We start from the raw sequence: 10,766 nt of genomic DNA on the forward strand, positions 1-10,766 counted from the left end.
TGAGCCGGATGACGCAGACAGCGGCGGGATTGCTTGAGATGCGCGGCATCTCGATCGCATTTCCCGGCGTGCAGGCGCTGGGCGGCGCGGATTTCACCGCAACCGCGGGCCGGGCGCACGCGCTGATCGGCGCGAACGGGGCCGGCAAATCGACGCTGATGAAGGTGCTCGCGGGCGCCTACGGCCATTACACCGGATCGATCCGGATCGACGGCCGGGAGGCGAAGATCCGCACGCCGAGGGATGCGAAGGCGCACGGCATCCAGGTCGTCTATCAGGAAGTCGACACGGCGCTCGTGCCGAATCTCAGCGTCGGCGAGAATATCATGATGGAGAAGCTCGTCCATGAAATGAAAGGCCGGCACCGGGTCAGATGGGGAGAAGTTCACCGGGCGGCTGAGGAGGTGCTCGGACGGCTGGAGGTGAGCATCCCGACCCGGAAGCGGGTAGCGGAACTGTCGCTGGCCGAGAAGCAGATGGTGCTGATCGCGCGCGCGATGACCACCGCCTGCCGCTTCCTCATTCTGGACGAGCCGACGGCGCCGCTCAGCCGCGCGGAGACGGAGCGGCTGTTCCGCCTCGTCCGACTGCTCAAGTCGCAGGGTACGGGGATTATTTTCATCTCGCACCGGCTGCCGGAACTGTACGAAATCTGCGAAGACATCACGATCATGCGGGACGGCCGGGTGGTCGCGCGCGGCGAGCTCAAGCAGATGACCCAGCATCAGATCGTCGAGCATATGCTCGGCTCCAAGTGGGAAGGGCAGTTCCCGCAGCGGACGAACGCGCCGGGGCCGGTCATGTTCGAAGCGACGGACATCCGCGACGGGGACAAGGTGAAGGGTGCCAGCCTGTACATCCGCGCCGGCGAGATCGTCGGCCTCGCCGGACTGGTCGGCGCCGGCAAGACCGAACTGTGCCGGGCGCTGTTCGGTGCGTCCGGGCAGGTCGCCGGCGAGCTGAAGCTGGGCGGCCGCCGCCTCGCCATCGGTTCGCCGCACGACGCGGTGAGAAGCGGCCTGGCGCTCGTTCCCGAGGAGCGCCGGCGCGAAGGTGTCTTCGTGGAGGAGACGGTGACCGCCAACCTGACGGTGGCGACGCTGCCGCAATATACGCGCCTGGGCGCATGGCTGAGCGCGGCGCGGGAGCGGCTGGCGGCGGGCGACATGATCGCCCGGCTCGGCGTGAAGACGCCGGACGGTTCCGCCAGGGTCGAGAGCCTGTCGGGCGGCAACCAGCAGAAGATCGCGATCGGCAAATGGCTGCTGGCCGATGCCGAAGTGTACATTTTCGACGAGCCGACGAAGGGCGTCGACGTCGGAGCGAAGCGGGACATCTACGAACTGGTCGCCGGGCTGGCGGTCCGCGGCAAATGCGTGCTCTACGCATCCAGCGAAGTGCCGGAGATCATGGGGCTGACGGACCGGGTGTACGTCATGTACGACGGACGGATCGTCCGGGAGCTTGAGACCGATCGCACGAGCGAAGATGAAATCATGCTCTACAGTACGGGAGGCACGGGACAATGAAGACGACGGACACGGCTGCGGCACTCAAAGGTTTTCGGCTGTTCGACTGGCTGTACAAATACGGAACGCTGCTGACCATCGCGCTGCTGATTGTCATTTTCTGGGTGTCGACGGATCATTTTTTCAGTGACACCAACCTGATCAACATTCTCCGGTCGATCTCGATCGTGACGATCATCGCGACCGGGCTCACCGTATCACTGGCCGTCGGCGGCTTCGACCTGTCCGTCGGCTCGACGGCGTCGGTCGCCTGCGCGGTCGTCATCTCGATGTTCGTCTGGCACGGCCAGCCGCTCGGAATCGGCATTGCGGCGGCGCTGGCGGCCTGCCTCGTCGTCGGCCTCACGAACGCGCTGCTCGTCACCCGGTTCAAAATTCAGGACATGCTCATGACGCTGGCGACGATGTTCGTCTTCCAGGGACTCGCACTCACCTATTCCCGCGGGGCGACGATCTCCGAGAACATGATCCTGCCGAGCGGCGACTTCGCGACCGGCAAAATTCCGCAGGTGTTCAGTCTGCTGGGCCGCGTGCCGTGGATCATCATCATCATGCTGATTGTCGTGCTGGCGGTACATCTGTTCCTGAACTACACGAAATACGGCCGCTATATGTACATGATCGGCGGCAACCCGGAAGCGGCGAAGCTGTCGGGCATTCCGGTGAACCGGTACCGGCTGGCGGCGTACGTCATCTCGGCGCTGCTGGCCGGACTCGGCGGCATCGTGCTCGGGGCGCGCGTCGGGAGTGCGGAGGTGAACGCCGGCGCCCCGTATCTGATGGAGGCCGTCGCGGCGGCGTTCATCGGCTTCTCCGTGCTCGGCTCCGGCAAGCCGAACGCGCTCGGCACGTTCGCCGGCGCGGTGCTGATCGGCGTGCTGTCGAACGGGCTCATCATGCTGTCCGTGCCGTATTACGCGATGGACATCGTGAAAGGCGGCGTGCTCGCCGCCGCGCTGGCGATCACGTATTTCCGCGGGCGGCATTGACGACGCGGACGGCGTTGACGGCGGGCCGTGCATTCTGATACGTTGGGCGTGACTCCAATCGCGAAAGGAGCCACGCCCTTCATGTTTCTGCGCAGTGTCACCCTGCTCCGCGGCGCAGGCACGGATTTCGACCGCTATCCGTTCGCGATTCCGGCGATCCGCAGCCTGGATACCCTGCCGTTCACGGCGCCGGTCACGTTCTTCGTCGGGGAAAACGGCTCCGGCAAATCGACGCTGCTCGAGGCGATCGCCTGGCAGTGCGGGTTCAACACGGCCGGCGGCGGGCGGAACCACACGCACGAAGTGGAAGCGTCCGATGCCCCGCTCGGGCCTCACATCCGGCTGTCCTGGCTGCCGAAGGTGACGTCGGGCTTCTTCCTGCGGGCCGAGAGCTTCTATCATTTCGCTTCGTACCTCGACCGGCTGGCGAGTGAGGATCCTTCGTTCAACTATGGCGGATACGGCGGACGATCGCTGCACGAGCAGTCGCACGGCGAATCGTTTCTGTCGCTGTTCCTGAACCGGTTCGGCAGCCGGACCCGCAGCCTCTATCTGCTGGACGAGCCCGAAGCCGCGCTGTCGCCGGCCCGGCAGCTCGCGTTTCTCCGCATCCTGCACCAACACGCGGCGAGCGGCCGCGCGCAGTTCATCATCGCGACCCATTCGCCGATTCTGCTCGGTTTCCCGGGCGCGGTCATCTACAGCTTCGACGGCGGGGAAATCCGGAAGGTCGGTTACGAGGAGACGGAACATTACCAGATCACGAAAGGTTTTTTGAACCGGCCGGAGCTGTACCTGCAAGAGTTGTTCCGCTCCGATGACGGGGAGCGGGATTGAGCCGATGCCGCCGGGGGCGGGAGTGCTCCGCGGGTGCGGTCCCGGGGACCGGAATTACCGCGTCAGATCGCGCCGCAGCGTGACAAGCTCCCTGAGCTCCTCCGTCGACAGCTCGGTGATCCAGTTCCCGGAGCCGGCCATCACCGTCTCGCTCAGCTGCCGCTTGCTTTCCAGCATCTCGTCAATCCGCTCCTCCAGCGTGCCGAGCGCAATGAGCTTGTAAACGTGGACGTTCTTCACCTGTCCGATCCGGTAGGCGCGGTCGGTCGCCTGGTTCTCGACGGCCGGATTCCACCAGCGGTCGTAATGGAAGACGTGGCTGGCCGCCGTCAGATTCAGCCCGACGCCGCCGGCTTTCAGCGACAGGACGAACACATGCGGCTGCCTGCCGGCGGGCAGCGCGTTCGACTGGAACATCTCGATCATCCGCTCGCGCATGGCCCGGGGCGTGCCGCCGTGCAGATAGAGCACCGGCTCGCCGAGCGTTTCCTGAAGCACCGCCTGGATCAGCCTGCCCATGCCGACATACTGGGTGAAAATGAGGCATCGTTCGCCCGCTTCCCGCAGTTCCCGCACCATCTCGAGCAGCCGCTCCAGCTTCTCCGACCGGGCGGCGAGCGCCGCAACGTCCACCGCGGGTCCGTCCTTCGCCTGCGGCCGGCCATCTCCGTCCGCATCGAATACCGGGCGCACGGCCGGCAGCGGCTCCTTCGTCACCAGCGCCGGATGCGCGCACAATTGCTTCAGCCTCGTGATCGCCGCCAGGATGGCGCCCTTCCGTTCGATCCCGGTCAGTTCGCCCGACCGATCCAGCAATTCCCGCACCGTCCGCTCATACCATGCGGCCTGCTCGGCCGTCAGATGCACGTAGGTCTTCATCTCGTTCTTCTCCGGCAGGTCGAGCTGCACGGCGGGGTCCTGCTTCTGCCGCCGGAGCAGGAACGGCTTCACCAGCTTGCGGAGCTCGGCCAGCCGCGCATCGCCGCCTTCCTTCAGGGCGGCGCCGCCGTAGCGCTCGTTGAACGCCCGCTGGCTGCCGAGGTATCCCGGATTGAGGAAGTCGAAGATCGACCACAGCTCGGCGAGCCGGTTCTCGATCGGCGTGCCGGTGAGCGCGATCCGGTGGCGCGCCGGGAAACTGCGCACGGCCGCGGCCTGTTTCGTCGCGTAGTTCTTGATGTTCTGCGCCTCGTCGAGGCAGACCGCGTCCCAGGAGACGGCGGCGAGCGTCTTCCGGTCGAGCGCCGCCGTCGTGTACGACGTCAGCACGACGTCCGCCGCCTCGGCCGCTTCGCGGAATTCGGCTCCCGAGTGTCGTCCGCCGCCGTAATGCAGCAGCACGCGCAGCGATGGCGCGAAGCGGGCGAGTTCCTTCTGCCAGTTGCCGATCACCGATGTCGGGCAGACGATGAGCGAAGGCATCATCCGGCCGGCGGCCCGCATCTCCTCCCGCGCATGCAGCAGGTAGGCGATGAGCTGCACCGTCTTGCCGAGCCCCATGTCGTCCGCGAGACAGGCGCCGAGGCCGAAGCGCCGCAGCGAGGCGAGCCACGAGAACCCGATCTGCTGGTACGGGCGCAGCGCGGTCTTGAGCCCTTCCGGCGCCGGCAGCAGCGTATTGTCCTCCGGACGGCCGAGCTGCCCGATCAGCCGGAGCAGGCGGCCGCTCAGCTCCACCTCGAGCGCGACGCGGGCTTCTTCGGCCGCGCCGCCGGCTTCCGCTCCGCCGTCCTCCGGCGCGTCATCGCCGGCCGCGCCGCCGAGCAGATGCAGCTGCAGCACGTCGCGGAACGACAGGCCGCGGGACGGATCGTACTGCGCCATTGCCTTGCGGATGACGGGCAGCATCGCCGGATCGAGCGCGACCCACTGTCCGCGGACGCGGACGAGCCGCCGCCCGCGGGCGGCCAGCTCGAGGAACTCCTGCTCCGAGAGCTCGGCGCTCCCCAAGGCGATGCGCCAGTCGAAATCGACGAGCGACTCCAGGCCGAACAGCGACGGACCTTCGCCGGCGTCCGACCGGATGCGGGCGCGCAGGCGCGGCCGCGCGCGGCGGGCTTCCTCCCACCAGGCGGGCAGCAGCACCTGCCAGCCCGCGGCGATCAGCCGGACGCTGTCCGCGCTGAGGAAGCGCCAGGCCGCCGCGTCATCCAGCGCCGTGCCTTCCGGCTGCCACCCGCCGTCCGGCGCCAGGTCCGGCAGGGCGGCGCGCAGCCGCTTGAGCCAGCCGTCGGCCCGCCCGCGCACGGCGTCCGTCCATTCCTCCGGCCAGCCGCCGGAGACATGCCCGTCCGGATCGAGCCGGACGGGCACGAGCGCATCAGGGCGTTCCTTGTCCTGCAGCACGATCCGGAGCCGCCATTCGGCATCGATCGGACCGGGCTCGATGAGCTGCAGCGCCGGACGGAACGGCGCGGTGTCCTGCCGCCAGCCGATGTGGACGAGCCAGTCGTCATCGCTCAGGCTCCGCGCCGCCTCGCCGGCGCCCGGTTCGAAGAGGCGCGGAAATTCCCGGCGCAGGTCGGCCGCCCGTTCCTCCGTGCCGTAATGCCGGTCGAAGACGGCCGCCGTGAACGCGGCGCGGAGCCGCCGGCCGAAATCATCGTCGGCTTCGCCCGACGCGACCAGCGCGTCGATCCGCCGGTCGATCTCCCGGTCTTCCCATTGCCACTCAAGCCGGCCCGCCGCCATCGCTTCGCGGCTCGGCGCATACCGCTTCGCCGCCGCGCACGCCATCAGGGCGGGGGCCAGCCGCCGGAGCAGCTCGGCCTCGCCGCCCCATGCCCAGTCCACATGCCCCAGCAGCGGCAGCTCCGCGAAGAACGGAATGACGAACTCCGCCGGCAATTCGACGATCTCGATGTTCCGCAGGCTGCGGATTTCCAGTTCCGTGCCGTAGAACGAGTCTTCGTGCCAGGCGAACAGCAGTTGTTTCAGCCGCATGCCCGGCACGAATCCGCCGGTTCCGTCGAGTCCGTAGAGCAGCGCATCGCCGTCCTCCGTCAGGCTGAGCCGGACATCGATCGCACCCAGGTCCATTTTCATCGCCATTTCCTCTCTCCCGTTTCCGCCGCGCGCATCGCGGCCGCGGCGGAAGGCGGACGCATCAATAAACCAGCATCATTATAACACAGCGGGGGAAAGCCGATTCCGGCTATTCCTTTCATATAAAAATAAGTGTTTATACCTAGTTCTCGGGACGGTGTAATGCTGCTTTACTTGTCAAACTTGAGCACTACAAGCTATAATTTACGTCAATCCTGCTTTGTTTTTATCAATTTTCTTCCTTAACCGGCATGGGCTTACATCCTGGCAGAGGGCGGGGAATGATGTGAGTCGCAGGACGATCGGCGTATTGATTCCGGTTCCGGACGGGTTTTATTACGGCGATATTCTGTGGGGTATATCGCGCGAAGCGCTGATGCTCGATCTCGACGTTCTGGTTGTCTCGACCGCGACGTTCGACAGCTTCGGCCTGCGCATCTCGTATGACGCCCGGGTCGGCTGGGATCTGGTTGACGCATGGATTATCGTGGCGCAGGCGGTGTCGGAAGCCTATGCGCGGGAATTGGCGGGCACCGGAAAGCCCCTCGTGACGATCGCGGATCACGCCGGGCTGTCGGGTTCGGCATATGTCATCAAATGCGACAACCGCGGCGCATCGGAAGCGCTTGCCCGGCATCTCATCGAAATGGGGCACCGGCGCATCGCGTTCGCAGGCAGCCTGGCGAATGCGGATTTCCGCGAGCGCTTTCAAGGCTGCAAGGACGCCATGGAGAAAGCCGGCATCGGGATGGGCACGGGCAACGTGTACGACGTGCAGAGCGGCGACGCGGCCGCCCGTCTGATGCTGGAGGAAGGCCTGCCGTACACGGCGGTGTTCGCCGCCTCGGACCTGGTCGCTTCCGCGCTGGTTCAGCAGCTGACGGAAGCGGGCGTGCGCGTCCCCGAAGATGTGGCGGTCGTCGGCTTCGACGACAGCGGCATCGCGAAGACGTGCAAGCCGGGCCTGACGACGGCCCGGCAGCCGATCATCGAGCTCGGCCGCTGCGCGCTGAGGCGGACGATGGACATTCTGGAAGGACGATCCGGCCGGGTCGGCACGACCGTCCTGCCGGTCGGGGTGGTCATCCGCGAGTCGAGCGGCGGGAAGGCGTCCGACCGGTCGAAGGCGTCCGATCTGTCGGAGAACGATCAGACGCTGTCCTGGAAGAACATCCCCGGCGAAGAGCTGGAGCAGCTGATCGAATCGCACCGCCGGCTCAGCCTGCGTCTGATCGACACCCGGGACATGTCTTGGCTGCGCTATACGAACCAGCACTGGGGCATCGTCGGCCTGTGGGAAGGCGAGCCCGGCGCCTCCGATCTCATCCTTGACAGCGCCTACAGCGTGAACGGCACGGGCGTGCCGGTGACCGGCAGCCGCTGGATGGCGGAGCGTTTTCCCCCGATGCCTCCGCTCAAGCGCAGAGCGGACGACCCGGAATTCGTGCTCGTGCAGCTCATCCAGTCGGAGACGCGGAATTGGGGGCTGCTCGTCACCGCGGGACCGGTGAACGAGCGGTTCATCCGCGGCCACGACACGCGCCAGCTGCCTTCGCTGCTCGGCGCCATGATCGACCACCGGAAGCTGCTTGCCGAACTCGAGCAGCGGGAGGCCGGCTACGCCGCGCTGGCGGAGCGGCTCGGCATCGTCTCGCGCACGACGCATGACGGCGTCTTCGAACTCGAGCTGCCGTCTTGCCGGATCGAATGGATCACCGGCATCAAGTCGCTGATGGGAGTCGAGAAGGAGGAATGGCCGGCCGACGGCCGGGCGTTCCTCAGTCTGGTGCACCCCGAGGACGTGCCGCGCGTCAAGGTCGTATGGGAGGCGGCGGTGAAATACCGGCTGCCGCTCCATATTGAATTCCGGGTGAAGCGCGGGGACGAATATATCTGGGTGTCGGCGGCGGGCGAGATCGTGACCGACGCCAGCGGCAACGCCGTCCGGTTCGTCGGCGCCATTACGGACATCCATATGCGCAAGGAGGCCGAGCGCGCGCTGCTCGCTTCCGAGGAGCGGTATCGCGCGTTCTTCCGGAACACGCCGGTCATGCTGCTGTCTCTCGACGAACGATTCGTCATCACCGATGCGAATCCGTGCTGGCTGGAGGCGATGGGCTACGAGCGCGAGGAAGCCGTCGGCGCGAGCTGCCTGTCGTTTCTGACGCCGGAATCGGAGGAAAAATGGCGCGCCCATTGGGCAAACGGGAAAGCGGAGACGGGCATTGCCGACATGGAGCTGCAATGGGTGACGCGCGGCGGCCAGACGATCGACGGGCTGGTGAACGGCCGGCGTTACGGCGAACCGGGGCAGGCGCGGATCTACCTCTCGGTCCGCGACATCACGGAGAGAAAGCGGGCGGAACGGCAGATCCATTTTCTCGCCTACCACGAACCGCTGACCGGGCTGCCGAACCGGCGGATGTTCTATGAACGGCTGGAGCAGGCCATCGGCGAGGCGAAAGCGGGCGGGACGCGCGTTGCCGTCATGATGATCGACCTCGATCATTTCAAGGTCATCAACGACAGCCTGGGCCACGACATGGGCGACGCCCTGCTCCGGCTGGTGGCCGGCCAGCTGGCCGACATGGTCGGCGACGCCGGCCTCGTCGCCCGCATCGGCGGCGACGAATTCACGATCATGCTGACCGGCGGCGAAGCCGGGGAAGCGGCTGGGCGGCTGGCGGAACGCATCGTGGACAAGCTGCGGCAGCCGTTCACGGTCGCCGGCCACGACCTGTTCGCCACGGCCAGCGTCGGCATCAGCCGCTATCCCGAGGACGGCGTCGATATCGGCGAGCTGGTCAAGAAAGCGGACACCGCCATGTACCGGGCGAAGCAGCAGGGCCGGAACCGCATGGAGACCTACAGCGGCGCGATGGAGGAAGTGGTCCGGGAACGGCTTGCGATCGGCAGCCGGCTGCGCCTGTCCCTGGACTCGATGGCGGGCTTCTATCTGCTGTACCAGCCGCAGCTTGATCTGAAGAGCGGACGGCTGATCGGCGCGGAGGCGCTGATCCGCTGGACGTTGCCGGACATCGGCAGCGTGCCGCCGGGCATGTTCATCCCGCTCGCGGAAGAGTTCGGCATGATCGCCCCGATCGGCGAGTGGGTGCTGCGCGAGGCGTGCCGGCAGCTCAAGGCGTGGTCCGACCGGTTCGCCGGCGGATGGCACCTGTCGGTCAATCTGTCGGTGAAGCAACTGCAGCAGCCGGGCTTCGTCGCCGGCGTCGACCGGATTGTGGCGGAGTCGGGCGTCGACCCCGGGCGGCTCTGCTTCGAGATTACGGAAACCGCGGCGCTGCTTAACCTCGAATCGTGCGCCCAGATTCTGAATGAACTGCGCGCGAGGGGGATCCGGATCGCGCTGGACGACTTCGGCACCGGCTATTCGTCCCTGCTGCTGCTGAAGAGCCTGCCGCTGTCGATCGTGAAAATCGACCGTTCGTTCACGCACGATCTGCTCGCAAGCAGCGCGACGGCTTCAATCGTATCCGGCATCATCGCCATGTCGAAGGGACTCGGCATGTCCGTCATCGCCGAAGGCATCGAGACGGAGGAACAGCTCGAGGCGCTTGGCCGCCTCGGCTGCGAAGGCTACCAGGGGTACTATGAGAGCCGGCCGCTTCCGCCCGATCTGTTCGAACGGCAATATCTGGCGGACGATCCGCCGGAGGACGCGTGAGCCGGTTGATCCCGCAAAGTGAAAAGCCGCGCAGGCGGTTCTGTTGAAGGAGCCCGCCGCGCGGCTCAGTCTCTTCTGCGCGCGGATATGAACAGCAGCACGGCGGTCAAGAGATGAAGCAGCCAGCCGAGGAAGGGAATCCAGGCCAGCAAGGATGTGACGATGCCCAGGATCGAGCCGTAGTACGAGTCGTGATTTTTGACGGAAATGATCCTGAATTTCGAAAGTAACATACTCTGAAAATATGAAAAGTGCTCCAAATCTTTGGTAGAATGGTGTTTATGCGAACAACATCACCCAAAGAGAGGAGCACCCTTAAGGTGAAGTTTACCACACCCATTCATAAAATCAAAACAGAATTTTCGTTGGAACATGCAACTAGCTTTGGCGGATTCAAAATATTCTTAGCCTACCTTGAAAAAATTAAACTGGCCAATGCGTTACAATCGCTTCCCACTGCCAAGGCCGGCAACTCCCTTTTTTCCGTCCACAAGATCCTGCTTTACCTCATTATTGGTTGGGTGCTCGGCTGCGAGCGGATTTTTCATTTCCGAAGGCTGCAACATGACGCCCTCATCCGACGATTTCTCGGCGGTCGTTGTCCACATCATTCCTTGCTGTACAAAGAACTGGTACGTTTGCGTCAGACTTGCCCGACTTTGCAGATGGACCTGCGGCGTT

Annotated in this window: 6 protein-coding genes and 1 pseudogene; 5 read left to right on the top strand and 2 right to left on the bottom strand. The window is 65.4% G+C overall.

The genetic code is table 11. The features are described 5' to 3' along the window. The first annotated feature begins 8 nt into the window (after nucleotides 1–8). From C6W55_RS03365 to C6W55_RS03375, 3 genes are all read left to right on the top strand, one after another. A complete protein-coding gene (locus tag C6W55_RS03365) occupies nucleotides 9–1,529 on the top strand; it encodes a sugar ABC transporter ATP-binding protein (RefSeq protein WP_286891471.1) in 1,521 nt (506 codons plus the stop codon). After that, the gene (locus tag C6W55_RS03370) at nucleotides 1,526–2,518 is read left to right on the top strand and encodes an ABC transporter permease (RefSeq protein ID WP_286891472.1); all 993 of its coding nucleotides are present in this window, start codon (nucleotides 1,526–1,528) and stop codon (nucleotides 2,516–2,518) included. The genes C6W55_RS03365 and C6W55_RS03370 overlap by 4 nt, the downstream gene beginning before the upstream one ends. A gap of 81 nt (nucleotides 2,519–2,599) precedes the next feature. After that, the gene (locus C6W55_RS03375; RefSeq protein WP_286891474.1) at nucleotides 2,600–3,355 is read left to right on the top strand and encodes an AAA family ATPase; all 756 of its coding nucleotides are present in this window, start codon (nucleotides 2,600–2,602) and stop codon (nucleotides 3,353–3,355) included. Nucleotides 3,356–3,409: 54 nt separating this feature from the next. On the opposite strand, the gene C6W55_RS03380 is transcribed toward C6W55_RS03375, so the two are convergent. Next, nucleotides 3,410–6,406, bottom strand: a complete 2,997-nt coding sequence (locus C6W55_RS03380) for a DEAD/DEAH box helicase (protein ID WP_286891476.1) — start codon at nucleotides 6,404–6,406, stop codon at nucleotides 3,410–3,412. Between the two features lie 280 nt (nucleotides 6,407–6,686). Here C6W55_RS03380 and C6W55_RS03385 point away from each other — a divergent pair, with 280 nt between their 5' ends. Next, nucleotides 6,687–10,085, top strand: coding sequence for an EAL domain-containing protein (locus C6W55_RS03385; protein ID WP_286891477.1), 3,399 nt, complete (start codon nucleotides 6,687–6,689; stop codon nucleotides 10,083–10,085). A gap of 65 nt (nucleotides 10,086–10,150) precedes the next feature. Here the strand turns inward: C6W55_RS03385 and C6W55_RS03390 are convergent, their stop codons facing one another. Next, nucleotides 10,151–10,318: a hypothetical protein gene (locus C6W55_RS03390; protein ID WP_286891478.1), complete on the bottom strand. Its 168-nt coding sequence runs from the start codon at nucleotides 10,316–10,318 to the stop codon at nucleotides 10,151–10,153. A gap of 87 nt (nucleotides 10,319–10,405) precedes the next feature. Here C6W55_RS03390 and C6W55_RS03395 point away from each other — a divergent pair. Further along, a pseudogene (locus tag C6W55_RS03395) lies at nucleotides 10,406–10,766 on the top strand (IS1380 family transposase); the annotation flags it as partial.

The organism is Thermobacillus sp. (assembly GCF_003390775.1).
In the GTDB taxonomy this organism is placed as follows: domain Bacteria; phylum Bacillota; class Bacilli; order Paenibacillales; family Paenibacillaceae; genus Thermobacillus; species Thermobacillus xylanilyticus.